Below are 24,169 nucleotides of genomic sequence, written 5' to 3'. Positions count from 1 at the left end.
CAAACGGGAACCGGCTGGGCCTTGCTCTCAGTTTTCAGGGTCTGCTTCGGGGGTCTCCGCAGCCGAAGCCTCGTCGGCAGCTTCCATCGCGGCCAGCTGCTCGGCGGTGGGTTCATCGCCCTCCTCGGCCTCGATGGCTGCGGTCTGGGCCTCGTCGTCGTGGTCGGTACGGGCCAGGACCATGACCTTGTCGCTCTCGCCCAGGCGCATGACGCGGACGCCGGAGCCATAGCGGCTCTGCACCGGGATGGAGTCGGCATGGAAGCGGATGATGATGCCCTCCTGACTGCTCAGCAGGATATCGTCCACATCATCGACGATCTTGACGGCTGCGACCTTATCCTTGGACGCATCGTAGTTGCGGATGCCCTTGCCGCCGCGGGCCGTGATGCGGTAGGTGTCGATTTCGGAGCGGCGGCCCTTGCCGTTTTCGGTCACGGTCAGGACAGTCGCGCCCTCGCGGCAGATGCAGACGCCGACGACCTCGTCGCCCTCGGCCAGCTTGATGGCTCGGACGCCGTGGCCGCTGCGGCCCATCGGGCGGGCATCCTCCTCGTTGAAGCGGATGGCCTGGCCGTTGCGGGTGGCGACGATGAGCATATCGTGGCCGGTGGTCAGGCGGGTCCAGGCCAGCGCATCGCCCTCGTTCAGGGCAATGCCGATCAGGCCGGAACGGCGGATGTTGGCGTACTGTTCCAGCGGGGTGCGCTTGATGAGGCCCTGCTTGGTGACCATCGTCACGAAGCCGCCCTCCTGTTCTGCGTCCTTGCTCTGGCAGATCATGTTCGTGACCTTTTCGCCCTCCGCCAGCTGCAGCAGGTTCACGATGTTGGTGCCCTTGCTGGTGCGGCTGCCCTCGGCGATGGTGTAGCCCTTGATGCGGAACAGACGGCCCCGGTCGGTGACGAACAGGACATAATCGTGGGTGGAACCGACGAACATCTCCTGCACGATGTCTTCTTCCTTGCGGGTCATGCCGGAAATACCGCGGCCGCCGCGCTTCTGGGCCTGATAGGTGGCCTTGAGCTGGCGCTTGATATAACCTGCCTCGGTCAGGGTATAGACGCACTGCTCCTCGGCAATGAGGTCTTCGATGTCCACTTCGCCGTTCACGGTCTCGATCTCGGTGCGGCGCTCGTCACCGAAGCGCTTCTTCATCTCCAGCAGCTCATTCTTGACGATTTCCAGCACACGGGCGTCGTTGGACAGGATGTCCTCCCAATCCCGGATCTTAGCCTGCAAAGCACCCAGCTCTTCCTCGATCTTCAGGATCTCCAGACCGGCCAGACGGCCCAGCTGCAATTTCACGATGGCGTCGGCCTGCGGGTCATCAAAGCCGAAGCGCTCCATGATGGCGGTCTTTGCCTCGCTCATGCCGCCCTTGCAGGCGCGGATGGTGGCGATCAGCTCATCCACGATGTCGGTTGCCTTCTTCAGACCTTCGAGGATGTGGGCGCGCTCCCGTGCCTTCTTCAGGTCATACTGGGTCCGGCGGCGGACGACCTCATCCTGGAACTCGACGTACTTCTGGATCATCTGCTTCAGGGTCAGGACCTTCGGCACCTTGTGGTCGATGGCCAGCATGATGACGCCCACGGTATCCTGCAGCTGGGTGTACTGGTACAGCTGGTTCAGGACGACCTGGGGGTTGGCATCCTTGCGCACGTCGATGACGATGCGCATTCCCTTGCGGTTGGTCTCATCGTTCAGGTCGCTGATGCCCTCGATCCGCTTGTCCTTAACGAGGTCTGCGATGTTCTCGATGAGGCGCGCCTTATTGACCATGTACGGGATCTCCGTCACGATGATCTGGGCGCGGCCGTTCTTCTTTTCCTCAATGGTGGCGCGGCCGCGCAGGGTGATCTTGCCGCGGCCGGTGGCGTAGGCAGCACGGATGCCGCTGCGGCCCATGATGATGCCGGCGGTGGGGAAGTCCGGGCCTTTGATATGCTCCATCAGGCCGGGCAGGTCGATGTCCGGGTCTTCGATATACGCCACACAGCCGTCGATGACCTCGCTCAGGTTGTGGGGCGGGATGTTGGTGGCCATGCCGACCGCGATGCCCTGGCTGCCGTTGACCAGCAGGTTCGGGAAGCGGCAGGGCAGGACGCTGGGTTCCTTCTTCGTCTCATCGAAGTTGGGGTCCCAGTTGATGGTATCCTTGTCGATATCGGTCAGCATCTCGACGGCCATCCGGCTCATGCGGGCCTCGGTGTAACGGTAAGCAGCCGGGGGGTCGCCATCCACGGAACCGAAGTTGCCCTGGCCGTCCACCAGCGGATAGCGCAGCGAGAAATCCTGCGCCAGACGGACCATGGCATCGTAGACCGATGCGTCGCCGTGGGGGTGGTAGGAGCCCAGCACCGCACCGACGGTATCCGCCGACTTGCGGTAGGGATGGCTGGGGTCGTTGCCGCGCTCGTGCATGGTGTACAGAATGCGGCGGTGGACCGGCTTCAGACCGTCGCGCACATCGGGCAGCGCACGGGACACGATGACCGACATGGAATAGTCCAGGAACGCCGTCTCGATCTCTTTCTTGACGTCGCGGATGATCTTTTTGGTACCGCTGCCCGGTATCATCACAAAATCTTCTTCCATTTTTTCCTCCGTAGGATCAACCCTCTCAGTCAATGCCCTGCGGCATTGACAGCTCTCCCAAAGGGCGAGCTTTTTTGCTTGAGAAGGGAACGTTTATCTTTTGCCGATAAGCTCCCCCTTAGGGGGAGCTGGCGCGTCAGCGCCTGAGAGGGATATCAGACATCCAGCTTTGCATACTGTGCATTCGCCTCGATGAAGCGGCGGCGGGGCTCGACCTGGTCGCCCATCAGGATGGTGAAGGCTTCATCGGCCTTTTCGGCATCCTCGATGGTGATCTGCACGATGACGCGGTTGTCGGGGTTCATGGTGGTCTCCCAGAGCTGTTCCGGGTTCATCTCACCAAGGCCCTTATAGCGGTTGACCTTTGCGCCCGGCATTTCCTGCGAGAGCACGGCCATCTCGGCGTCGTTGTAGGCATACTTGATGGTGCTGCCCTTCTGCACCTTGAACAGGGGCGGCTGGGCAACGTAGACATGGCCCTGCTCGATGAGGGGGCGCATATAGCGGAAGAAGAAGGTCAGCATCAGGGTGCAGATGTGCGAACCATCGACATCGGCATCGGCCATGATGAAGACTTTGTCATACCGCAGCTTGGAGATATCAAATTCCTCGCCGATGCCGCAGCCCAGCGCCAGCACGACCGGCATCAGCTTATCGTTGCCGTAGATGCGGTCGGCACGGGCTTTTTCGACGTTCAGCATCTTGCCCCAGAGGGGAAGGATGGCCTGGATGGCCGAGTCCCGGCCCATCTTGGCCGAGCCGCCTGCAGAGTCGCCCTCGACGATGAAGATCTCGGTGCGGGAGGGGTCTTTCTCGCGGCAGTCGGCCAGCTTGCCGGGCATCCGGCTGGTCTCCAGCGCGCTCTTGCGGCGGACCAGTTCGCGGGCCTTTTTGGCAGCGGCGCGGGCGCGGGCGGCCTGGGTGGCCTTTTCGAAAATGGCCTTGGCCACGCCGGGGTTCTCCTCAAAGAACTCCATCAGCTTGGTGTAGACCATGTTGGAGACGAGGGTGCGGATCTCGGTGTTGCCGAGCTTCGCCTTGGTCTGGCCTTCGAACTCGGCCTCCTGCAATTTGACCGAGATGACGCAGATGAGGCCCTCGCGGACATCGGAGCCGGACAGGTTCTCATCCTTGTCCTTCAGCAGGCCGTGGCTGCGGCCGTAGTCGTTGAAGACGCGGGTCAGGCTGGTGCGGAAGCCCTCTTCGTGGGTGCCGCCGTCCGGGGTGTTGACGTTGTTCGCAAAACTCAGCACCAGCTCGTTGTAACTGGAGTTGTACTGCAATGCGATCTCGGCCATGCCGCGGTCGGTCTGCCCCTTGAGGTAAATGACGTTGGGATGCAGAACTTCGAGGTTCCGCTTCTCGTTCAGGTAGGTGACGAAGCTCTTGATGCCGCCCTCGTAGCACATGACCTCGGTGCGGTAGCAGGGGTCGCCCTCCTGGCCGTCCTCCAGAACGGGGGTGTACAGCTCACGCTCATCGGTCAGGGTGATCTTGACACCGGCGTTTAGGAAGCTCTCCTCACGCAGACGCTTTTCCAGCGTCTCAAAGTTGTAGACGGTGGTATCCTTGAACATCTCCGGGTCCGGCTTGAAGGTGACGCGGGTGCCGGTGACGCCCGGCTCCACGGTGCCGATGCACTTCAGGGGGCCGTCCGGGTCGCCGCGGCGGAAGGTCTGCTCATATTCGTGGCCGTCGCGGCGGACGTTGACGGTCAGCCACTCGGAGCAGGCGTTGACGACCGATGCGCCGACGCCGTGCAGGCCGCCAGCCACCTTGTAGCCGGAGTTCTCGCCGCCGAACTTGCCGCCGGCGTGGAGGATGGTATAGACGACGGTGACAGCGGGCAGGCCGGTATCCGCCTGGATATCCACGGGGATGCCGCGGCCGTTGTCGGTGACCTGGATGATGTTGTCCTTCAGGATCTTGACTTCGATGTGGTCGCAGTAACCGGCCAGAGCCTCGTCGATGGCGTTGTCCACGATCTCGTAGACCAGATGATGCAGGCCCCGCTCGCCGGTTGAGCCGATATACATGCCGGGGCGCTTGCGCACAGCCTCCAGGCCCTTCAGGACCTGGATCTCGCTGGCGTTATACTCGTGGTCCGTTGCGGTTTCCGCGTTGGTGCTGGTGATGATTTCCTCTGCCATATCCTTTCTCCCTTTATCGTTAGATTTGAATGGCCTGCTTTTCCGGCATTGCATCGCAAAGCCGGCTCCCCAAAGCGGGAGCCTCCGGCAGGCCGGATTCGTTGATTTCATTTTGCCTTCGGCTCATTTTCACAGCCGGGCCGTTCAGAACGGCGCTTCCGTTCTTTTTTTCATCGCGGTGCTGGACAGCTCCGAGAGATACACGGTATCCACCGGTGCATCGGCCAGCACGTAGCACTGGGGCAGTTCTTCCGAAAGGCTGACCACCGCGCCGTTCTTCTGGGCGTAGTTCAAAAATTCCCGCCCGCGGGGGGAGATGGTGGTCGTCTCCAGATTGAAGATGCCGATGACGTCCCGGTCGTTCAGGACATAGTCGCGCCCCAGATGAATATACATTTCGTATTATCTCCAATTTCGGCACTGTGATTGCAAGAGTGCCAATTACAGTTTGGTCAGCACCCCGCCGTTCATGCGGTAGACCTCGCCGTCCGTCTTGAGGAAGGCGGTATCGTCGCAGCTGGTGACGAAGGTCTGCTTTTCCCGCATCCGGGTCAGCAGATACTGCTTGCGGCCGTCGTCCAGTTCGCTGAGCACATCGTCCAGCAGGAGCACCGGGTGTTCGCCGGTGATGGACGCTGCGGCAGCGGCTTCGGCCATTTTCAGGCTCAACACCACGCTGCGCTGCTGTCCCTGGCTGGCGAACACTTTGGCGGGCTGACCGTCCAGAAGAAGTTCCAGGTCCTCCCGGTGGGGGCCGCAAAGGCTCTGTCCGGCCCGCAGTTCCTCGTTCTGCCGGGCCCGCAGCAGAGCGGCCAGACCACCCGGCTCGAACTGGGCCGCATAGCGCAGCTCCATCCGCTCCGCGCCGTGGGAAAGCTCGGCGTAGTTGGCGCAGGCGAGAGGGCCCAGCTGTTCCAGGTAGGCCCGCCGCCGCTGCTGGATGGCCTCGCCCTGCGCGGCAAGCTCGGTGTTGAGCACTTCCAGCAGAGCCGTCTTTTCAGCGTAGGGCCGTTCCGGCGTGGTGCTGGAATGGCGCAGCAGCGCATTTTTCTGCTGCAATGCCCGGACATAGCGGCGGTAGATGGTCAGGTAACCGGGGTAGAGCTGACACAAGGCAGCATCCAGAAATTTCCGGCGGCCCTCCGGGGCACCTTTGACAAGGCTCAGATGTCCGGGGTAAAAGACGACGGCCGGGAAACTGCCCGCCAATGCCGCCGCCCGTTTGGGCGGGGCACCGTTCACGGCGGCGTACCGCCCCGGCCGGGCGGAATCCGGCATCCCGATGGTCATCCGGACGCGGTTCGGCGTGTCCGGTTCCTGCTCTTCCTGCTGTGCCCGGAGGGTGGACGCTTCCAGCACGGCGAAGGATTCGCCCCGCCGCACCAGTTCGGCGTCCTTGCCGCCCCGGAAGCTCTTTCCGCCGGTCAGCAGCCAGATGGCTTCCAGCAGGTTGGTCTTGCCCTGGCCGTTGTTGCCGCAGATGACGGTCAGCTCCCGGCCCGGCGTCAGGCTGGCCGAGGCGATGTTGCGATAATTTTGAACTTCCAGTGAGAGCAGACGCATGGTTTACTGTCCCTGGCCGATGGTCACGCTCTGGCCGTCCAGTTCGACGACATCTCCGGCGCGGCACTTTTTGCCCCGCATGGTGCAGACTTCGCCGTTCACTTTGACGGCACCGTTCTGCACCAGCTCCTTGGCTTCGCCGCCGGTCTCGCACAGGCCCGCATATTTCAGCAGGGCATCCAGCTTGATAAATTCCGTATGGATGAGAATTTTTTGCATATTACGCCTCTCAATCGTTCTTGAAACGGACGGGCAGGACGAGGTACAGGAAGTCGTTTCCCTCGGCGGGCAGGACCTTGACCGGGCTCAGCGGGCCGCTGATCTCCAGCCGGACCTGCTCGGTGCGGGCATTCCGCAGCGCATCCAGCAGATAGCGGTTGTTGAAGCCGATCTCCACATCGTCGCCCTCGCATTTGGCGTTGAATTCGTCCACAACGCGGCCCAGATTGGTCTGGCAGCGGACCACGACTTTACCCTCTGTAAAACTGATGCGGAGGGGATTTTTTAGACGCTCTGTAATAATCAGGGACGCGCGCTCGATGGTCTCGATAAATTCCTTGGTGTCCAGCGTCACGCGGGTGCGGCTGCCGTCCGGGATGACATTGTGATAGTTGAGGAATTCGCCCTCGATGAGGCGGCTCATGATGGTGTAACCGGCAGTCATGAAGACGACATACCGGCGGTTGGCACAGATGTGGACGGCTTCCTCGTCGTCGTTGGCCAGCAGGTGGGAGACCTCGTTCATGGTCTTGCTGGGCACGATGATCCGGATGTCCTTCACGGCCTTGACCGGGCGCTCGACGATGGCCAGACGGTAGCCGTCCAGGGCCACCACAGTCAGTTTATCGGGCAGGATCTCAAATAATTCACCGGTGTGCGCAGGTTTTTTCTCATCCTGACTGACGGCATAGAGGGTGCGGTCGATCATATCGCGCAGCACGCCGGTCGGGATGTTCAGGGTCTCCTCGGCGCCGGTGTTGGGCAGCTCCGGGAAATCGGTGGCCGACATGGACTGGATCTCAAACTGGGCCACGCCGCTCTGGATGGTGGTCTTGCCGTTTTCGGCAGACTGAATCGTGATCTGACCGGAGGGCATCCGGCTGACCATGCTGCTGAGCAGCTTGGCATTCAGCACGATCTCGCCGGGTTCCTTGACATTGGCTTCGATGGTGGTCACGATGCCCATTTCGAGGTCGTAGCCGGTCAAAGTCAGTTGAAAACCTTCGGCTTTCAGCAGGATGCCTTCGAGCACGGGGATGGTGGAGCGGAGGGTGACGGCTTTGGAAACGCCGTCGATGGCTGCGCTCAGCAGGGTCTTATCGCAGATGATGTTCAATCTATCGTCTCTCCTTATTTTGGATTCGTTTGTTCAGGAAGTCTTCCGTATGGAATGGCTGCAAAACCGTCTTCTGTATATTGAACTTGTTGTAGTAACCGTAGTAGGGGGTGGGGAAGATGTTGAAAAGTCGGAAAGTGTCTGGTTTCATGCGGGGCAGGGGTTTTCCACGGGGTTGTGAATGCGTCGTGGAAGAAGTGTTGAATCGTGTGGTCGGCGGTTTCTTTCCACATCCAATGTGGATTGTGGGTGTTAAATGTTGAAAACTCTGTGGAAAGAGTGGAAAGATCCGCCCCTTTGCCACAACATCTTGTTCCAGTTTTCCCCGGAATGCCCCTTTTTCTCCCATATTTGGTGGTTTGCCACCTGAAATAGTATGACTTTTTGCGGCGTTCTTCGGGTTTACGCCTTGACGTTTTTGATGATGTCGCTGACCGTCTCACGCAGGTGCTGGTCGTTCTTCATGTCCCGCTCCATGGTCTTGAGGGAGTAGACGATGGTGGAATGGTCCCGGCCGGAGAACTCGCGGCCGATCTCCTCCATGCTCATGCCGGTGACTTCGCGCAGGATGTAGATGGCGACGCGGCGGGCGGAGGCGACGTTGGCGTTCCGCTTGGTACCGCGGATGTCGGCGGGGGAGACGTTGAAGGTGCGGGACACCTCGCCCACGATCTTCTCGATGGTCACGGGCACCGGCTGGGTCTCGTTCAGGATGTCCTTGATGGCATTCTGCGCCACGCTGATGACGGGCTGGATGCCCTCCAGCATGTAGTAGGCGTTGAGTTTTTTCACTGCGCCTTCCAGCTGGCGGATGTTGTTCTTCAGGTGGTTGGCGATGAACTCTGCCACATCTTCGGGCAGGTCAAGGTGGAGCAGCTCGGCCTTGCGCTTGACGATGGCCACGCGGGTCTCGAAATCCGGCGGCTGGACATCGGCGGTCAGACCCCACTCAAAGCGGGTGCGCAGGCGCTCTTCCAGACTCTTGATCTCCTTGGCCGGGCGGTCGGATGCAATGACGATCTGCTTGTGGGCGTCGTGCAGGGAGTTGAAGGTGTGGAAGAACTCTTCCTGGGTGGACTCCTTGCCGGCAATGAACTGGATATCGTCCACCAGCAGCAGGTCGGCCACGCGGTACTTCATCCGGAAGTCCTCGGTGCTGCCCGCGCGGATGGCGGCGATCAGCTCGTTGGTGAACTGCTCACAGGTCACGTACATGATGACGAAATCGGGGTGGGTGCGCTTGATCTCGGTCTGGATGGCCGTCAGCAGATGGGTCTTGCCCAGACCGGAGCCGCCGTAGATGAACAGCGGGTTGTAGGCGCCGGAAGGGTTGGCCGCGACCGCCTGCGCAGCAGCAAACGCAAACTGGTTGGACGGGCCCTTGATGAAGTTTTCGAAGGTGAACTCGTAGTTGCCCTGCGGGGAAGCGGGGTTCGCCTCGTACTGCTGCGCCAGCACGACCTCGTGCGGCGGGGTGCTGGGCACCACGAGGGTGATGTCCACATCAAAGCCCAGCACGGTCTTGAAGGCTTCCTTGAGCAGGCCGAGGTAGCGGTCCGTCACGATCTTGCAGATGAAGTCGTTCCGCACCGAAAGGGTGATGTGGCTTGAGTCCTCGAAGCTGATGGGCTCCAGGCCATCGATATAGAGATTATAGGTCGGCTCGGCCATCTGCGTTTTGCAGTACGCCTGCGCGGCCTCTAAAACGTCCTTGAAAGAATCCATAAAACATCCACTCCATTGAAGTTTTCAACAATGCTGCTGATACCAGGTTAGTATACCACAAAAATCTCCCTGCGTCTACATTCTATAATGTAATTTATAATACATAAGAAAAGACGCACCTGCGTCCGTCTGCAAGGCTTGTGTTCAACACCCAAATCAGCCACAAGATATGGTGGAAGAAAAGTTTTCCACGGGGAATGGGTGAAAAAGTTGAAAGATTTTTCACACCCGGTTTTGAAAAAAGTTTGCTGGAAAGCGAAAAAAATGCTTGACAGAAGGGGATAGTGTGCGATATACTGTTGAATTGCAAGCCTGTCCCCATTTTGGGACCAGAATAGACCCCATCACCGGGGACGAGTTTTTACGGAGGATACAACCATGAAGAGAACTTTTCAGCCCAAGAAGCGTCAGCGCAAGGAAGTTCATGGCTTTCTGACCCGCATGAGCACCAAGAACGGCCGCAAGGTCATCAATGCTCGCCGTGCAAAGGGCCGCAAGAGCCTGACCGTCTGATCCAGCTGCGTTGAGCAATGGGTCCGGCGCAGAATTGAACATGCGCACAAAAGGCCGCTGATATCGAATTGGCGGTCTTCTTTTTTATTTTCGCGCGGTTTGACTAAAAAATATTCCGAAGATTTGGCACAAAAAACGTCCGGACAGGCTTTTCATGTCGGCGTTTTTTTGCTATACTGATTTTGAACTTTGCCTTTTGGGCAGAGTACCCGATTTTACCAGAAAAGGAGGCGCCGAAGGAGTGCGCTATCGTCCCATCCGCCGCAACAGCGAATATGGCCGCGTGTATGCCCGCGGCAAGTCCTATGTGAACCCGGCGCTGGTGCTGTACGTCCTCAAGACCCGCGGCAAAAAGACCCGCGTGGGCCTGACGGCCACCAAAAAGATCGGCCATGCCGTGCAGCGCAACCGCGCCCGCCGCGTGATGAAGGCGGCCATCGACGAGCATCTGGACTACAACATCGGCGGCTACGACCTCGTGTTTGTGGCGCGGGGCATCACCCCGCACCTCAAGAGCTGGCAGCTCAGCGAAGTGGTGGCCAAACTCTTTGCACAGGCCGGTCTGCCGGACAAGGCCAAACAGCCGGGAGCCAAGCCCCCGGCCACCGTTCCGCCGGCTCAGAAGCCGGCCCCGCAGGAATGAGCTTTTCGCAGGGATGCCGGAACGCGCTCTGCGCGCCCATCCGATTTTACCAGCGCTTCATCAGCCCCGGCCTTGGGCGCAGCTGCCGCTTTTCGCCCTCGTGCAGCCAGTACACGCTGGAGGCCATCCAGACCCATGGATGCCTGAAAGGGCTGCTGCTGGGCGCGGCCCGCATCGCCCGGTGCAATCCGCTGGGCCGCTGGGGGTACGACCCCGTCCCCCCGAAGGGAAGGTGGGTCAGCCCGGAGCGGAAGCTCTCGGCCGCACGGCTCTTCCGGGCCAGACGGAGCCATCGCTCCTGAAAAACCGTCGCACTTTTTCAGCCAGCACGGCCTGGCGGGCAAAGCAAGACGGAGAAATCTGCTTCTTGTGACGCACCGAACTGTGGGCGGTGTGTCCTTCTCATAAAAAATTTATCGTCCCGCGCCACAGGCGGGGCAGAATGGACGAAGATATGAATCCTTTATACATCCTCGGCTGGCCTCTCGGCTATGTAATGGAGTGGATCTACAAGCTGATCCCGAACTATGGCTGGGACATCATCCTGTTCACCCTGCTGATCACGCTCGTCAAGATCCCGCTGCAGATCAACCAGCAGAAGAGCATGGCCCGGATGTCCGCCTACCAGCCTCTGGTCGCCGACATCCAGAAGAAGTACCGCGACAAGCCCGACAAGCAGCAGGAAGAGCTGATGAAGCTGCAGGAGCAGGGCTACAAGCCCACCGCAGGCTGTATGCCCATGCTGGTCAACTTCCTGGTCATGTTCGGCGTCATCGAGGTCGTGTACCGCCCGCTGCAGCGCATCTTCCACATCGGTGCCGATGCTCTGACCGCTGCCGGTGAGGCCCTGACGACCCTTGGCATCAGCTTCACTACCGTGACCCGCGACACCAACATCATTGCGCAGGTCATCGCGGGCGAGAGCACCGTCACCAGCTGCTTCACCCCGGATCAGGTCAGCACCATCACCGAGTTCGGCCAGCACATGGATTTCTTCGGCATCGACCTGACCCGTGTGCCCCAGTACAGCCTGGCCGCAGAGAACCTGCCCCTGCTGATCTTCCCCGTCCTGGCCATCGTGACCATGTTCATTTCCACCCACATCAGCATGAAGGCCTCCGGCCAGCAGATGCAGGGCAGCATGAAGCTGACCATGTATATGATGCCGCTGATGTATCTGTTCTTCTGCTTCACAGTCCCCTGTGCATTCTCCCTGTACTATGTCGTCTCCAATATCCTCATGACCGTGCAGAGCATCATCATGAAGAAGATCTACGACCCCGAAAAGGTGAAGGCTGAAGTTCTGGCGGAGATGGCAGCCCGCAAAAAGGAGCAGAAGCGCGGTGTGAAGAGCACCACCATCAAGGTCACCGACGAGAAGACCGGCAAGACGGTCGAGAAGAACATCTCCGCCAGCGAGATGAACAAGCGCCGCTTGGAGTATGCCCGCCAGCTGGACGCAGAGCGCTACAAGGACGAGCGCACCGTTCCGCTGAGTGAGCTGAACAAGAAAGAGGAGGAATAACGGTTATGATCCGTACTCAGGAAGCAACCGGCAAGACGGTTGATGAAGCCCGCGCAAAGGCCTGCGCCCTGCTGGGTGTGCAGGCTGAGGATATGAATGTGAGCTACGAAGTGCTGGAAATGCCGCAGAAGACGGGATTCCTGGGCCTGAAGCTGACCCCCGCCAAGGTGCGGGTCAGCGTGGAAGAACCCGATGCACCCAAGGCTCCGGAGGCACCCGCCGCCGCAGAGGCACCGGCAGCTGCTCCCGTGGAGGAGAAGGTGGAAGCGCCCGCCGCACCCGCGGCAGAGGAAGCTGCTCCGGCCGAGGAACCAAAGGCGGAGGAGGCCGCACCGGTCGCAGAGGCTGCTCCCGCAGAGGAAGCCGAAGAGGTGGAAGTGCCCATCAACATCGAAGAGAACAGCAAGGTCAAGGCCGCTGTGGAATACCTGCAGGAAGTCATCACCCGGATGGGCGTCAATGACGTGACCTTCAGCGCTGTGCAGAAGGGCGAAGCCACCATCATCCGTCTGGATGGCGAGAAGCTGGGTGCCCTCATCGGCCGCCGCGGCGAGACCATGGAGAGCCTGTCCTATCTGGCAAGCCTGGTGGCCAACCGTCTGGAAGGCGATTACATCAAGCTGGGTCTGGATGTGGCCGGTTACCGCGACAAGCGCGAGAGCGACCTGACCGCTCTGGCGCAGCGCATCGGTGCCAAGGTCCGCAAGACCGGCCGCAGCTTTGCCATGGAGCCGATGAACCCCTACGAGCGCCGCATCATCCACTCTGCCATCGGCAAGATGGAGGGCGTCCGCAGCGAGAGCAAGGGCGAAGGCCGTGACCGCCGTGTGGTCATCTACTCTACCGCACCCGATGCCCAGACCGACAACACCTACGGCGAGCGCCGCCCGCGCGGCAACGGCCGCCGGAATGGTGGGAACCGGAATGGCGGCTATCGCGGGAACCGGAACGGCGACCGCAATGGCAGCAATCGCGGCGGCTACCGCAGCGGACCCCGCCCGGCAGGCAGCCGCAGCGGCCGCGGCTCCAGTGTGCCGGAGCGCACCTATGCGCCCCGCGACGCGGAGGATGCAGCACCCGTAGCACCCAAGCGCACCGAGCGCGTGGATGATTTCGCCGATTTCAGCTTCGGCAAGATCGAGATCTGATCGCTGAGTTTTGAACCATGCTGCCCCTTTCTGGTGGAAAACTGCCGGGAAGGGGCAGCTTTTGTTTTGCACACAGGCCGCCTGCGAAGAAAAACTTCCCTTTTTCGTCGGTTCGTGGTACAATAAATTTTGATTCAAACCAGCGGGAGGGGACACAGATGCAGGATTCGACCATTGCAGCCATTGCAACAGCACCGGGGGCAGGCGGCATTGCCGTGGTGCGCCTTTCGGGGCCGGAGAGCTACGCCGTGGCGGCGCGGGTGTTCCGCCCCGCGAACCCGGATCGGACCGTGGCCGGGGCCAAGGGCTACACCGCCCTGTTCGGAACGTTTCTGGAAGGGGAGGACGCCTTCGATGAGGGGGTCGCCCTCTTTTTCCGGGCACCCCACAGCTACACCGGCGAGGACGTGGTGGAGCTGAGCTGCCACGGCGGCAGCGCTGTGGCCCGGAGGCTGGTGGAAAGCTGCATCGAGGCCGGGGCTGCGCCTGCTGCGCCGGGCGAGTACACCCGCCGCGCCTTTCTGAACGGCAAACTCAGCCTGACCCAGGCCGAGGCCGTCATGGATCTGGTGTCTGCGGATGGCAGACAGGGGGCCGCGCTGGCCAATGCTTCGCTGGGCGGGGCGCTGGCCAGAAAGATCGCCGCCGAAAAAGAGGCCCTGACCAGCTTGCAGGCCCATCTGGCCGCGTGGGTGGATTTCCCGGAGGAAGATGTGCCGGAGCTGGACGAGACCCATCTGCAAGCCGTGCTGGGCAGCGTGAAGGACGAACTGGATGTCCTCATCCGGAACTACGATGCCGGGGCCGTTCTGCGCGAAGGCGTGGACTGCGCCATCGTGGGCCGACCCAATGCGGGAAAATCCACCCTGCTGAATCTGCTGGCCGGGTTCGACCGGGCCATCGTGACCCCGGTGGCGGGCACGACCCGCGACGTGGTGGAACAGGCCGTCCGGCTGGGCGACATCCGGCTGAACCTCTTCGACACCGCCGGACTGCGGGATACCGAAGACGTCATCGAGGCCGAGGGCATCCGCCGCAGCTGGAAGAAGCTGGACGAGGCCGGGCTGGTGCTGGCCGTCTTCGACGGCTCGGAGCCGCTGACGCGGGAGGATCTTGCGCTGGCCCGGAAGTGTGAGGGCCGCCCGGCCATTGCCCTCATCAACAAGGAGGACAAGCCGACCCGGTTCGACGCGGAGGTCATCGCGTCCTATTTCGCGATGGTGCTGCCGGTCTGCTGCCAGGAGGAGGGGGCACGGAAGCTCATCGCCTCGGCGGTGGCGCGGCTGCTGGGTACGAACCAGATCGACCCCCACGCTGCCAGCCTTTCGGGGCAGCGGCAGCTTGCCGCCGCCACCCGTGCGCGGGAAGCGGTCGCCGGTGCGCTGGAGGCCGCAGCGGGCGGGTTCGGGCTGGATGCCGTATCGGTCTGCGTGGACGATGCCCTGGATGCCCTGTGTGACCTGACCGGCGAAAATGCGTCGGAAGCGGTCATCAACGAAGTATTTGAACGATTTTGTGTGGGAAAGTAAAAATGAACCATTTAGGAGATTATGACGTCATTGTGATCGGCGCAGGCCATGCGGGCATTGAAGCGGCCCATGCGGCTGCGACGCTGGGCGCGAAGACGGCGGTGTTCACCATGAGCCTGGATGCCATCGGCAATATGCCCTGCAATCCCAGCATTGGTGGAACTGCAAAAGGAACGCTGGTACGTGAATTGGACGCCCTTGGCGGCGTGATGGGCCTGGCGGCGGACGCCACCTATCTGCAGAGCCGGATGCTGAACAAGGGCAAAGGCCCGGCGGTCCATGCGCTGCGCGTCCAGACCGACCGCAAGCGCTACCACGAATATATGAAACATGCACTGGAATTGACGCCGGGTCTGGCCATCCATCAGGCGGAGGTCGTCTCCATCGAGGTGGAGGACGGCCATGTGAAGGGGGTTGTGACCCAGCTGAACGGCGAGTATGGGGCCAAATGCGTGGTCATCGCCACGGGCACCAACCTCGGCGGCAAGATCTTTGTGGGTGATGCGTGGTATGCCTCCGGCCCGGACGGGATGCACGCCGCCAATGCCCTGACCGAGAGCCTGAAGGCGGCGGGCCTGCCGCTGCGCCGGTTCAAGACCGGCACCCCGGCCCGTGTCCACCGGCGCAGCATCGACTTCTCCCAGCTGGAATGCCAGCCCGGCGACCCGGACCATGAGCTGCAGCCCTTCAGCTTTCTGACCGATGCGCCTATGCACAACAAGGTGGAATGCTGGATCGCCTACACCAACCCGGAGACGCACCGGATCATTCTGGACAACATCCAGCGCAGCCCGCTCTACGGCGGCATGATCGAGGGCGTCGGCCCGCGCTACTGCCCCTCCATCGAGGATAAGGTCGTCCGCTTTGCAGGGAAGGACCGCCACCCCATCTTTGTGGAGCCCTGCGGCGAGAACACCGAGGAGATGTATTTACAGGGTGCTTCCAGCAGCCTGCCGGAAGATGTGCAGAATGCCTTCTACCGGAGCATCAAAGGGTTTGAGAACATCGAGATCATGCGTCCGGCCTACGCCATCGAATACGACTGTGTGGACCCCACCAGTCTGGAAGCAACGCTGGAGAGCAAGAACGTTCGCGGTCTGTACGGTGCGGGGCAGTTCAATGGCACCTCCGGCTACGAGGAAGCGGCTGCGCAGGGGCTGCTGGCCGGCCTGAACGCCGCCCGCAATGCACTGGGCAAAGAACAGCTCATTCTGCCGCGTCATACGAGCTACCTCGGTACGCTGGTGGATGACCTTGTGACCAAGGGCGTCATGGACCCTTACCGCATGATGACCAGCCGCAGCGAATACCGGCTGACCCTGCGGCAGGACAACGCCGACCAGCGCCTGACCCCCATCGGCCGGGACTATGGGTTGGTGCAGGATGACCGCTGGGCCAGATACCAGCACACACAGGCCATTCTGAACGTAGAGCGCCGCCGCCTGCACGAAACGCATCTGCGCACCGCCGACCTGCGGGCCGCGATGGAAGCGGCGGGTCTGGCCCCGGCAGCGGAGGGCGGCATCGCCGAAGAGCTGCTGCGCCGCCCGGAGATCTCCTATCCGCTCCTCGCGGGCGTCATCGGCTGGGGGGAGGAGATCACCCCCATGCTGGCCGAGCGGCTGGAGACGGAGATCAAGTATGCGGGCTACATTGCCCGGCAGGATCGGATGATCCGCGACGTGGCCCGCCATGAAAAGACGCTCATTCCGGAGGGTTTCGCCTATGAGGCCCTGACCGGCCTGACGCTGGAAGCCCGCGAGAAGCTGGCGCGCATCCGCCCGAAGAATCTGGGGCAGGCGGGGCGCATCCCCGGCGTGTCGCCCTCGGATGTGGCGCAGCTCAGCATCGCGCTGGCCGCAGGCCCCCGGAAAGATTGAGAGAGAATGCCAGGGCCTCTCCTAAAAGGAGAGGCCACCATGCGCCGACCTACGTAAAGCTCACCGGGGAATGACCCGTCCGAACACGCAAAACACCTGAAACGAAAAGGAACAAACGATGATCGACAAAAACAGACTGGAAGAAAAGTGTTCCACGTGGAACATTGCGCTGACCGGGACCCAGCTCGACCAGCTGGACGCTTTTGCAGAGATTTTGGTGGAGTATAACCAGAAGGTCAACCTGACCGCTATCACCGACCCGGAGGGCATCGAGGACAAGCACTTCCTCGACAGCCTGCTCTTTGCCGCGCAGCCGGAAGTGGCAGGGAAGATGGTGGACGTCGGCGCAGGGGCAGGTTTCCCCGGCATCGTGACCAAGATCTACAAACCGGAACTGGAACTGACCCTGATGGAGCCGACCGGCAAGCGGGTGGAGTTTTTGAAATATGCCTGCGGCCAGCTGGGCCTGACCGGGGTGGAGTTCGCCAAGGAACGCGCTGAGGAAGCAGCCCGCAAGAGCTGGCGGGAACAGTTCGACCTTGCTTCGGCCCGCGCGGTGGCGGCTCTGCCGATGCTGGCCGAATACTGCCTGCCGCTGGTCAAGGTCGGCGGCAGCTTTCTGGCAATGAAGGGCGCTTCCGGTGAGGAGGAACTCGCGGCAGCCCGCGGCGCCATCCGGAAGCTGGGCGGCGCGTATCAGGAGACCCGCACCCTGCATCTGCCCGGCGGCGACACCCGCACCCTCATCCTCTGCAAAAAGATTTCGCAAACTCCGACAGCGTACCCCAGAAATGGTGGAAAAATCGCAAAATCGCCGCTGAAATAACGAAATATCGAAATAAAATTGAAGCACCCTGCCGAACGAAACTTCTGGCAGGGTGTTTTGTTTTCTGGTACACTGGGGATGGAACGAGGCTTGTTTTCCACCTTTTCCTGAGAAATTGTTGAAAACGAGCGCATACTTTGGTGAAAGGGGTATTCTTATGTTTGAACGTAGAAGATCCGCTGGAAAAATCGTGCAGCTCCCGGTGGAAGACATCCATCCCTCGCCGTATCAGGCGCGCACGACCTTCGATGAGCAGGAGCTTGCGGGGCTGGCCCAGAGCATCCGGGAAAACGGTCTGTTGCAGCCCATCACGGTGCGGAAGACCGACAGCGGCTATGAACTGGTTGCGGGGGAGCGGCGGCTCCGCGCCTGCAAGCTGGCGAAGATGGGGACCATCCCATCCATCGTCTGCAACTTCACCGACCAGCGCACCGCCGCGCTTGGCCTGCTCGAAAATTTGCAGCGGGCAGACCTGAACCCATTTGAGCAGGCGCAGGGCCTGCGGGATGTGATGGTCCTGTGGGACTGCACGCAGGCCGAAGCAGCGAAACGGCTGGGGATGGCACAGCCGACTCTGGCCAACAAACTCCGCCTTTTGCAGCTGACAGGGGACCAGCGGCAGTTCATTCTGGACAACGGCCTGACCGAGCGCCACGCGCGGGCCGTCCTCCGCCTGCCGGAGAACCGCCGCAGCGAAGCCCTCATCATGATCGCCAAGCGGAAGATGAACGCCCGCACGACCGACCTTTACATCGACCAGCTGCTGAACGAGACGTCGCAGGGCAAGCACCGCATTTCGATGGTCAAGGATGTGCGCATCTTTGTGAACACCATCGACCACGCCATCCGCCTGATGACCGACAACGGCGTACCCGCCACCGCCCACCGTGAGGAGCGGGACGGCTACATTGAGTACACCGTCCGCATCCCAACTGCTGCGGCCCAGAAATAGGGGAGGGCAGAAATGTTCCATGTGGAACATCCGGAGCCGAAAAAACAACATCAAAAACGCGCCGGGAAGCGAAAGAATTTGAAAAAATCGAACGGGGGAAGCAAAATCTGCGAACGCGGGGCCGTTTTCGCGTAAAATTATAAAGAATCGGGTTCAAAAAGCCGCGCTGATGTGCTATACTAAAGAACAAAGGGGCCCGCAGACGGGAAAACGGCGGCCCGACCTCGAATGTTCCATGTGGAACAAAAAGTTTTCCTGAGAGGAAGAAAACGCGCGTGGCAAAAATAGTTGCAGTTGCAAACCAAAAAGGCGGCGTGGGCAAAACGACCACGGCCGTCAATCTGTCGTCCTGTGTTGCGGCGCTGGGCAAAAAGGTACTCATCGTGGATCTGGACCCGCAGGGCAACACCACCACCGGCTACGGCATCCCCAAGCGGAGCGTCGAGCTGGGGACGTATGAGATGCTCATCGGCGAGGCGAGCGCCCGGCAGGCCATCCGGAACACCGAGTTCCGCACCGACGTCATCGGCTCCAACACCCGGCTGGCGGGCGCGAGCCTGGAAATGATCGACCTGCCCGGCCGCGAGAGCCGCCTGCGCAAGGCGCTGGCCGAGGTGCAGAAGGACTATGACTTCATCTTCATCGATTGCCCGCCCAGCCTGGACCTGCTGACGCTGAACGGCCTGTGCGCCTGCGACAGTGTGCTGATCCCGATCCAGTGCGAGTATTATGCGCTGGAAGGTCTGTCTGAGCTCATCAGCACCCTGAAGACCATCCGCAAAAAGTACAACCCCTATCTGGACATTGAGGGCGTGGTCTTCACGATGTTCTCCGGCCGCCTGAACCTGACCATGCAGGTCGTGGAGCAGGTCAAAAAGTACTTCGGGGCCAAGGTCTACAAGACCACCATCCCGCGCACCATCCGTATTTCGGAGGCGCCCAGCTACGGCCAGCCCATCAATTTCTATGAGCCGAAGGGCAAGGGCAGCGAGGCCTACATGGACCTCGCCATTGAGTTCGTGAAGAACAACCGCCCGCACGAGCCTGCCAAACGGCGCGGCAAGGGCAGCAGTGCACCCGCCGAACCGAAAAATGCGCTGGAAGAAGTAAAGCAGGGGGAAGTATAAGGAGATGGCAAAGAAAAGAGGGGGCCTCGGCCGAGGGCTGGAAAGTCTGTTCGAGGACGTTTCGCCCAGCTTTGAGCCCGACAATGCAAAGATCGAGACCCTGCCGCTGCGGGAGATCGAGCCTGACCCCGACCAGCCCCGCAAGACCTTTGATGACGAGACACTGGCCGAGCTGGCTTCCAGCATCGCTGAACACGGCCTCATCCAGCCCATCGCGGTACGGCCCAAGGTGTCCGGCGGCTACCTCATCGTGGCAGGCGAGCGCCGCTGGCGGGCCTGCCGGATGGCGGGCCTGACCGAAGCGCCGGTCGTCGTGAAGGACGTCACCGACGAGCAGGCCATGGAGATCGCGCTGGTGGAGAACCTGCAGCGCGAAGACCTGGACCCGGTGGAAGAGGCCATGGGCATCCGTGAGCTGATGACCCGCTGCGACCTGACCCAGGAGCAGGCCGCCCGGAAGCTGGGCAAGAGCCGCAGTGCGCTGGCCAACAGCCTGCGCCTGCTGAACCTGCCGGAAAACGTGCTGGAGCTGCTCAAGAGCGGCTTCCTCAACACCGGCCACGCCAAGGTCATCCTGGGCCTGCCCACGCCGGAGCTGCAGGAGCAGGCCGCGCAGATGATCGCCGACCATGAACTGAACGTCCGGCAGGCCGAAGTGCTCTGCAAAAAGCTGGCACGGCCCGCCAAAGGCCCCGCCGAACCGGCCCCCATCGACACGTTGCCGGTGGAGGTAGAGGAGAGCCTGAAAGAAGTGCTGGGCAGCGAAGTCAACGTTGCATACCATGGCGGCAAGGGCAGGCTGACGGTGCATTTCTATTCGGACGATCAGCTCCGGGCCTTTGCAAATCTGCTGGGCCAGTATCAACAATCATGCGATTGAGGGCGGGCTCCCGCCTTTGAACGGCACGGGGACGATGCGCCCCCGCGCGAATGAAATAGAGTAAGGAGAGTAAATCATGCTTGATATCAAATTTGTCCGTGAGAATCCGGACGCGGTCAAGGAAAACATCAAGAAGAAGTTCCAGGACGCCAAGCTCCCCCTCGTGGACGAGGTCGTTGAGAAGGACGCCAAGTACCGTGAGTGCCTGAAGGAGGTCGAATCCCTCAAGGCTGCCCGCAACAAGCTGAGCAAGGCCAACGGCCCGCTGTTCGGCCAGCTGAAGAAGTGCACCGACGAGGCACAGAAGGCTGAGCTGCAAAAGCAGATCGACGCCAACAACGCCGCCGTCAAGGCCGACGCAGACAAGATGGCAGAGCTGGAAGCCGAGGAGGCAACGCTCGCCGCCCGCATCCAGGAGATCATGTACTCCATCCCTCAGATGATCGACCCCAGCGTGCCCATCGGCCCCGATGACACCTACAACGTCGAGGCACAGCGCTTCGGCGAACCCGTCGTGCCTGATTTCCCCATCCCGTACCACACCGAGATCATGGAGAGCTTCGACGGCATTGATATGGACGCTGCAGGCCGCGTGGCCGGCAATGGCTTCTACTATCTGCTGGGCAACATCGCCCGCCTGCACGAGGCCGTTCTGGCCTATGCGCGTGACTTCATGATCGACAAGGGCTTCACCTATGTCATCCCGCCCTTCATGATGCACGGCAACGTGGTGCAGGGCGTGATGTCCTTCCCGGAGATGGACGCCATGATGTACAAGATCGAGGGTGAGGACCTGTACCTGATCGGCACCAGCGAGCACACCATGATCGGCCGCTTCATCGACCAGACCCTCGACGAGGCAACGCTGCCCCTGACCCTGACCTCTTACAGCCCCTGCTTCCGCAAGGAGAAGGGCGCCCACGGCATCGAGGAGCGCGGCATCTACCGCATCCACCAGTTCGAGAAGCAGGAGATGATCGTCGTCTGCCGCCCCGAAGAGAGCGCCGACTGGTATGAGAAGCTGTGGAAGAACTCTGTGGAGCTGTTCCGCAACATGGAGATCCCCGTCCGTCAGCTGAACTGCTGCTCCGGCGACCTGGCAGACCTGAAGGTCAAGAGCTGCGATATCGAGGCCTGGAGCCCCCGCCAGCAGAAGTACTTCGAGGTCTGCTCCTGCTCCAACCTGGGCGATGCACAGGCCCGCCGCCTGCACATCCGCGTCAAGGGTAAGGACGGCAAGACCTATCTGGCCCACACGCTGAACAACACCTGCGTGGCACCTCCGCGTATGCTGATCGCCTTCCTGGAGAACCACCTGCAGGCCGACGGCTCGGTCACCATCCCCAAGGTCCTGCAGCCCTACATGGGCGGCCTGGAGGTCATGGTCCCAACCCACAAGAAGGGCTGAGAGCGGACCACACAGCTTTCCACAGCAATGCAATAAGATGTTGAAAACACCCCGCTTTACCGTTTGCTGACGCAGACGATCGAGCGGGGTGTTTGTTGTTGATGGGGGACGATTTCTTCACGGCAGTCTCGCCTCGTAGACATTCCTGGTACGCTGGGACCCGCGGGCTAAGCAACAGCCTACAGGGCTGATTGCTTACGGTGCTTTGCACCGCCGCCCGGTTCGATTCCCGTGCGGGCAAAAAATAAAAGCGTTCAAGCCTTTGCTTGAACGCTTTTATGACCCGTACGGGAATCGAACCCATGTTACAGCCGTGAAAGGGCCGTGTCTTAACCGCTTGACCAACGGGCCTTATAAATACAGAGCTTCGCTAAAACCTCCGACATTCATCATCCACTATTGCGGACGACCGTCCCCCTTATCTTAGCGAAACTCTGTAACTTGGTAGCGGCAACTGGATTTGAACCGGTGACACTTCGGGTATGAACCGAATGCTCTAGCCAACTGAGCTATGCCGCCATATTTTGTTTGCGCACTTGAACGGTGCTTTATTATTATATCCAGAACTCGCCTGTTTGTCAACAATTATTTCTGAAAAAAATCAAATTTTTTTCAGATCTCCGGTACAGCCCGAAAAAACGAGCGGCTGCACTGCCGCAGCCGCTCGAACATGGGGCGTTTTCCGTGTCGTCACTCCCGGTACTTTTCCATCATCTCTTTGAACAGGATGGCCGGGGACGGCGGAGTGTAGGTGATGGCGTTGGCACCGGCGGCGATGGTGGCCGAGATGCTCTCGCCGGTCTTGCCGCCGCTGGCGATGATGGGGACATCCGGAAACGCATCGCGGATCTTCTTCACGATGCGGGGCGTGTCGGTGCTGCACGCCACATTCAGGATGGATGCACCGGAATCGAGGCGGGCACGGATGTCGGTGTCCGCTTTGGTCACGGTGATGATGACCGGGATGTCCACCACCCGCGAGACCGCCAGCAGATTCAGGTCGGAAATGGGGGAGTTGAGCACGACGCCCATGGCACCCTGGCTCTCGACGTCGCGGGCCAGGTTCAGGGTGCGCACACCGTGGGTGGTGCCGCCGCCCACGCCGCAGAACACCGGGATGTAAGAGGCCTTGATGATGGCGTCACTGATGGCCTGTTGAGGCGTGAACGGATAGACGGCGAAGACGGCGTCGGCATCGCAGTTGCGGATGATGGCGAGGTCGGTGGTGAAGACGAAGCTCTTCAGCCGCCGCCCGTTGATGACGATGCCGCTGGCCTGATAGACCTCCTGCGGCATTTTCAGGATGTTGTGGCGCAGGCGGCTCTCGACGTTGGGGGATGCTTTCTTTTCAGCTGCCATAGGGGGATACCTCCAGATGATTCCAGTGTGATTCAAATTTGAATCAAATTATAAGAAAGAAGGCCCCGGAATGCAATGAACTGCCCGTAAACTTTATGAAAACAAAGATCACCCTCTCCGGGCAAATTCCAGAATGTCCATCGGCACGGCGGCCAAAGCGTCGGCTCCGGCTGCGGTAAGCTCCGCTTCGCCCCGGAAGCCCCAGAGCGCGCCCATGGCGGGCAGACCGGCGTTGTGGCCGGTCAGGATATCCACATCGCTGTCGCCCACGAAAAGGGTGCTGGCAGCCTCTGCACCGAGGTCCTGCATCAGGGCATAGACGCCGGTGGGGTCGGGCTTGGTGGGCACATTCGGGCGGTTGCCCCGGACAAGCTCGAACCGACCGGTGCCGAAGTAGTGTGCGATGATCTTCCCGCAGAGCGGGTCTGCCTTGTTGGAAAAGACGGCGGTTTGGATGCCTTCGGCCTTCAGGGCGTCCAGAAGCTCCGGGATGCCGGGATAGGGAGCCGTCTTGTCTTCCTTGTGGGCATCGTACCGGGCCGTGAACTCGGCCAGCGTCGCGGCCAGCCGTTCGGGCGACCGGGCATCGGCGGGCGAAAAGCGCTCCACCAGCTTCGGGATGCCGTTTCCTACCATGTGCTTGAACTGCTCCACCGTAAAGGTGGGCCAGCCGTGCTGAGCGCAGACCCAGTTGCCTGCATCGGCCAGGTCGTCGATGGTGTTCAGAAGGGTGCCGTCCAGATCAAAAAGGATCGTTTTTATCATAAGATTCGACTTCTTTCCAAAAATTCAAAACATTTCTGTGCGTCCCGCCACGGGATGCTGCGCACCGTCAGCCGGACAAAACCGGGGAAGGCGACGGTCAGATTGGTGCGGTCTGCATTGACGGCCCAGGGCGACTGCCGGGCCGTCAGGCAGATGTCCGGATGGAAGACGCAGATGCTGTGCAGATAGATGCCCCGCTGCCGCCGCAGGGTCAGACGCCCCTCCCGCAGCCAGACCCC

At 60.9% G+C, this 24,169-nt stretch carries 22 protein-coding genes, 2 tRNA genes and 1 pseudogene; 13 read left to right on the top strand and 12 right to left on the bottom strand.

The window, feature by feature from the left end:
- Nucleotides 1–27: 27 nt before the first annotated feature.
- The 6 genes from gyrA to dnaN all read right to left on the bottom strand — a co-directional run bounded on the left by gyrA (nt 28) and on the right by dnaN (nt 7,650).
- Nucleotides 28–2,601 (bottom strand): DNA gyrase subunit A, encoded by a 2,574-nt coding sequence (gene gyrA, locus J3350_RS08115; RefSeq protein WP_097791271.1) that lies wholly within the window; start codon nt 2,599–2,601, stop codon nt 28–30.
- 155 nt (nt 2,602–2,756) lie between these two features.
- Nucleotides 2,757–4,751, bottom strand: coding sequence for a DNA topoisomerase (ATP-hydrolyzing) subunit B (gene gyrB, locus J3350_RS08110; RefSeq protein ID WP_097791272.1), 1,995 nt, complete (start codon nt 4,749–4,751; stop codon nt 2,757–2,759).
- Nucleotides 4,752–4,895: 144 nt separating this feature from the next.
- Nucleotides 4,896–5,147 (bottom strand): extracellular matrix regulator RemB, encoded by a 252-nt coding sequence (remB, locus tag J3350_RS08105; RefSeq protein WP_118553900.1) that lies wholly within the window; start codon nt 5,145–5,147, stop codon nt 4,896–4,898.
- Between the two features lie 45 nt (nt 5,148–5,192).
- Nucleotides 5,193–6,314: a DNA replication/repair protein RecF gene (locus tag J3350_RS08100; protein ID WP_207686275.1), complete on the bottom strand. Its 1,122-nt coding sequence runs from the start codon at nt 6,312–6,314 to the stop codon at nt 5,193–5,195.
- A 3-nt stretch (nt 6,315–6,317) separates the two neighbouring features.
- Nucleotides 6,318–6,533 carry an RNA-binding S4 domain-containing protein gene (locus J3350_RS08095; RefSeq protein WP_097791275.1) on the bottom strand — a complete coding sequence of 72 codons (216 nt, stop codon included), beginning with the start codon at nt 6,531–6,533 and terminating at the stop codon, nt 6,318–6,320.
- A gap of 10 nt (nt 6,534–6,543) precedes the next feature.
- Nucleotides 6,544–7,650: a DNA polymerase III subunit beta gene (gene dnaN / locus J3350_RS08090; protein WP_097791276.1), complete on the bottom strand. Its 1,107-nt coding sequence runs from the start codon at nt 7,648–7,650 to the stop codon at nt 6,544–6,546.
- A 49-nt stretch (nt 7,651–7,699) separates the two neighbouring features.
- Here dnaN and J3350_RS14080 point away from each other — a divergent pair, with 49 nt between their 5' ends.
- The gene (locus tag J3350_RS14080; RefSeq protein WP_255535672.1) at nt 7,700–7,831 is read left to right on the top strand and encodes a hypothetical protein; all 132 of its coding nucleotides are present in this window, start codon (nt 7,700–7,702) and stop codon (nt 7,829–7,831) included.
- Nucleotides 7,832–8,052: 221 nt separating this feature from the next.
- On the opposite strand, the gene dnaA is transcribed toward J3350_RS14080, so the two are convergent.
- Nucleotides 8,053–9,375 (bottom strand): chromosomal replication initiator protein DnaA, encoded by a 1,323-nt coding sequence (dnaA, locus tag J3350_RS08085; protein ID WP_005929139.1) that lies wholly within the window; start codon nt 9,373–9,375, stop codon nt 8,053–8,055.
- Between the two features lie 378 nt (nt 9,376–9,753).
- On the opposite strand from dnaA, the gene rpmH reads away from it, so the two are divergent.
- The 12 genes from rpmH to serS all read left to right on the top strand — a co-directional run bounded on the left by rpmH (nt 9,754) and on the right by serS (nt 21,806).
- Nucleotides 9,754–9,888 carry a 50S ribosomal protein L34 gene (gene rpmH / locus J3350_RS08080; RefSeq protein ID WP_005924258.1) on the top strand — a complete coding sequence of 45 codons (135 nt, stop codon included), beginning with the start codon at nt 9,754–9,756 and terminating at the stop codon, nt 9,886–9,888.
- A gap of 241 nt (nt 9,889–10,129) precedes the next feature.
- Entirely contained in the window at nt 10,130–10,531 is a 402-nt protein-coding gene (gene rnpA, locus J3350_RS08075; RefSeq protein ID WP_097791277.1) for a ribonuclease P protein component, read from the top strand.
- Nucleotides 10,528–10,833: a membrane protein insertion efficiency factor YidD gene (yidD, locus tag J3350_RS08070; RefSeq protein WP_207686274.1), complete on the top strand. Its 306-nt coding sequence runs from the start codon at nt 10,528–10,530 to the stop codon at nt 10,831–10,833. Before rnpA ends, yidD begins: the two co-directional genes overlap by 4 nt.
- Before the next feature lie 140 nt (nt 10,834–10,973).
- Nucleotides 10,974–12,056, top strand: coding sequence for a YidC/Oxa1 family membrane protein insertase (locus J3350_RS08065; protein ID WP_207686273.1), 1,083 nt, complete (start codon nt 10,974–10,976; stop codon nt 12,054–12,056).
- Between the two features lie 5 nt (nt 12,057–12,061).
- On the top strand, nt 12,062–13,204 hold the full coding sequence (jag, locus tag J3350_RS08060; RefSeq protein ID WP_207686272.1) for an RNA-binding cell elongation regulator Jag/EloR: 1,143 nt from the start codon (nt 12,062–12,064) through the stop codon (nt 13,202–13,204).
- Between the two features lie 158 nt (nt 13,205–13,362).
- Nucleotides 13,363–14,733 carry a tRNA uridine-5-carboxymethylaminomethyl(34) synthesis GTPase MnmE gene (mnmE, locus tag J3350_RS08055; protein WP_207686271.1) on the top strand — a complete coding sequence of 457 codons (1,371 nt, stop codon included), beginning with the start codon at nt 13,363–13,365 and terminating at the stop codon, nt 14,731–14,733.
- 2 nt (nt 14,734–14,735) lie between these two features.
- Complete coding sequence (gene mnmG / locus J3350_RS08050; RefSeq protein WP_207686270.1) at nt 14,736–16,613, top strand: tRNA uridine-5-carboxymethylaminomethyl(34) synthesis enzyme MnmG; 1,878 nt, start codon at nt 14,736–14,738, stop codon at nt 16,611–16,613.
- Between the two features lie 118 nt (nt 16,614–16,731).
- On the top strand, nt 16,732–17,439 hold the full coding sequence (rsmG, locus tag J3350_RS08045; RefSeq protein WP_118553893.1) for a 16S rRNA (guanine(527)-N(7))-methyltransferase RsmG: 708 nt from the start codon (nt 16,732–16,734) through the stop codon (nt 17,437–17,439).
- A gap of 157 nt (nt 17,440–17,596) precedes the next feature.
- Nucleotides 17,597–18,391 (top strand): ParB/RepB/Spo0J family partition protein, encoded by a 795-nt coding sequence (locus J3350_RS08040; protein ID WP_207686269.1) that lies wholly within the window; start codon nt 17,597–17,599, stop codon nt 18,389–18,391.
- Between the two features lie 275 nt (nt 18,392–18,666).
- Nucleotides 18,667–19,518: a ParA family protein gene (locus J3350_RS08035; protein ID WP_207686268.1), complete on the top strand. Its 852-nt coding sequence runs from the start codon at nt 18,667–18,669 to the stop codon at nt 19,516–19,518.
- A gap of 4 nt (nt 19,519–19,522) precedes the next feature.
- Nucleotides 19,523–20,398 (top strand): ParB/RepB/Spo0J family partition protein, encoded by an 876-nt coding sequence (locus tag J3350_RS08030; protein ID WP_207686267.1) that lies wholly within the window; start codon nt 19,523–19,525, stop codon nt 20,396–20,398.
- 76 nt (nt 20,399–20,474) lie between these two features.
- Nucleotides 20,475–21,806 (top strand): serine--tRNA ligase, encoded by a 1,332-nt coding sequence (gene serS / locus J3350_RS08025; protein WP_097791287.1) that lies wholly within the window; start codon nt 20,475–20,477, stop codon nt 21,804–21,806.
- A gap of 279 nt (nt 21,807–22,085) precedes the next feature.
- Here serS and J3350_RS08020 read toward each other — a convergent pair.
- The 5 genes and pseudogenes from J3350_RS08020 to J3350_RS08000 form a co-directional block, all read right to left on the bottom strand.
- Nucleotides 22,086–22,157, bottom strand: a tRNA-Glu gene (locus J3350_RS08020).
- A 91-nt stretch (nt 22,158–22,248) separates the two neighbouring features.
- Nucleotides 22,249–22,325, bottom strand: a tRNA-Met gene (locus J3350_RS08015).
- Between the two features lie 171 nt (nt 22,326–22,496).
- Complete coding sequence (locus tag J3350_RS08010) at nt 22,497–23,165, bottom strand: hydrolase (RefSeq protein WP_097791288.1); 669 nt, start codon at nt 23,163–23,165, stop codon at nt 22,497–22,499.
- 108 nt (nt 23,166–23,273) lie between these two features.
- Complete coding sequence (locus tag J3350_RS08005) at nt 23,274–23,930, bottom strand: HAD family hydrolase (protein WP_118553888.1); 657 nt, start codon at nt 23,928–23,930, stop codon at nt 23,274–23,276.
- A pseudogene (locus J3350_RS08000) lies at nt 23,927–24,169 on the bottom strand (PH domain-containing protein); the annotation flags it as partial. The pseudogene J3350_RS08000 and the gene J3350_RS08005, both read right to left, overlap by 4 nt.

The sequence above is a fragment of the Faecalibacterium sp. Marseille-Q3530 genome, assembly GCF_017377625.1.
GTDB lineage: Bacteria > Bacillota > Clostridia > Oscillospirales > Ruminococcaceae > Faecalibacterium > Faecalibacterium prausnitzii_E.
Note: the sequence above shows the minus strand (reverse complement) of the source record. Positions and strands in the feature narration are given on the sequence as shown.

Coding starts and splice junctions, on each gene's coding strand:
- J3350_RS08030 (WP_207686267.1), top strand. CDS start 19,523: ATGGCAAAGAAAAGAGGGGGCCTCGGCCGAGGGCTGGAAAGTCTGTTC.
- J3350_RS08095 (WP_097791275.1), bottom strand. CDS start 6,533: ATGCAAAAAATTCTCATCCATACGGAATTTATCAAGCTGGATGCCCTG.
- serS (WP_097791287.1), top strand. CDS start 20,475: ATGCTTGATATCAAATTTGTCCGTGAGAATCCGGACGCGGTCAAGGAA.
- mnmE (WP_207686271.1), top strand. CDS start 13,363: ATGCAGGATTCGACCATTGCAGCCATTGCAACAGCACCGGGGGCAGGC.
- gyrB (WP_097791272.1), bottom strand. CDS start 4,751: ATGGCAGAGGAAATCATCACCAGCACCAACGCGGAAACCGCAACGGAC.
- J3350_RS14080 (WP_255535672.1), top strand. CDS start 7,700: ATGGAATGGCTGCAAAACCGTCTTCTGTATATTGAACTTGTTGTAGTA.
- rsmG (WP_118553893.1), top strand. CDS start 16,732: ATGATCGACAAAAACAGACTGGAAGAAAAGTGTTCCACGTGGAACATT.
- rpmH (WP_005924258.1), top strand. CDS start 9,754: ATGAAGAGAACTTTTCAGCCCAAGAAGCGTCAGCGCAAGGAAGTTCAT.
- J3350_RS08010 (WP_097791288.1), bottom strand. CDS start 23,165: ATGGCAGCTGAAAAGAAAGCATCCCCCAACGTCGAGAGCCGCCTGCGC.
- J3350_RS08040 (WP_207686269.1), top strand. CDS start 17,597: ATGTTTGAACGTAGAAGATCCGCTGGAAAAATCGTGCAGCTCCCGGTG.
- jag (WP_207686272.1), top strand. CDS start 12,062: ATGATCCGTACTCAGGAAGCAACCGGCAAGACGGTTGATGAAGCCCGC.
- J3350_RS08100 (WP_207686275.1), bottom strand. CDS start 6,314: ATGCGTCTGCTCTCACTGGAAGTTCAAAATTATCGCAACATCGCCTCG.
- yidD (WP_207686274.1), top strand. CDS start 10,528: ATGAGCTTTTCGCAGGGATGCCGGAACGCGCTCTGCGCGCCCATCCGA.
- J3350_RS08065 (WP_207686273.1), top strand. CDS start 10,974: ATGGACGAAGATATGAATCCTTTATACATCCTCGGCTGGCCTCTCGGC.
- remB (WP_118553900.1), bottom strand. CDS start 5,147: ATGTATATTCATCTGGGGCGCGACTATGTCCTGAACGACCGGGACGTC.
- gyrA (WP_097791271.1), bottom strand. CDS start 2,601: ATGGAAGAAGATTTTGTGATGATACCGGGCAGCGGTACCAAAAAGATC.
- mnmG (WP_207686270.1), top strand. CDS start 14,736: ATGAACCATTTAGGAGATTATGACGTCATTGTGATCGGCGCAGGCCAT.
- J3350_RS08005 (WP_118553888.1), bottom strand. CDS start 23,930: ATGATAAAAACGATCCTTTTTGATCTGGACGGCACCCTTCTGAACACC.
- dnaA (WP_005929139.1), bottom strand. CDS start 9,375: ATGGATTCTTTCAAGGACGTTTTAGAGGCCGCGCAGGCGTACTGCAAA.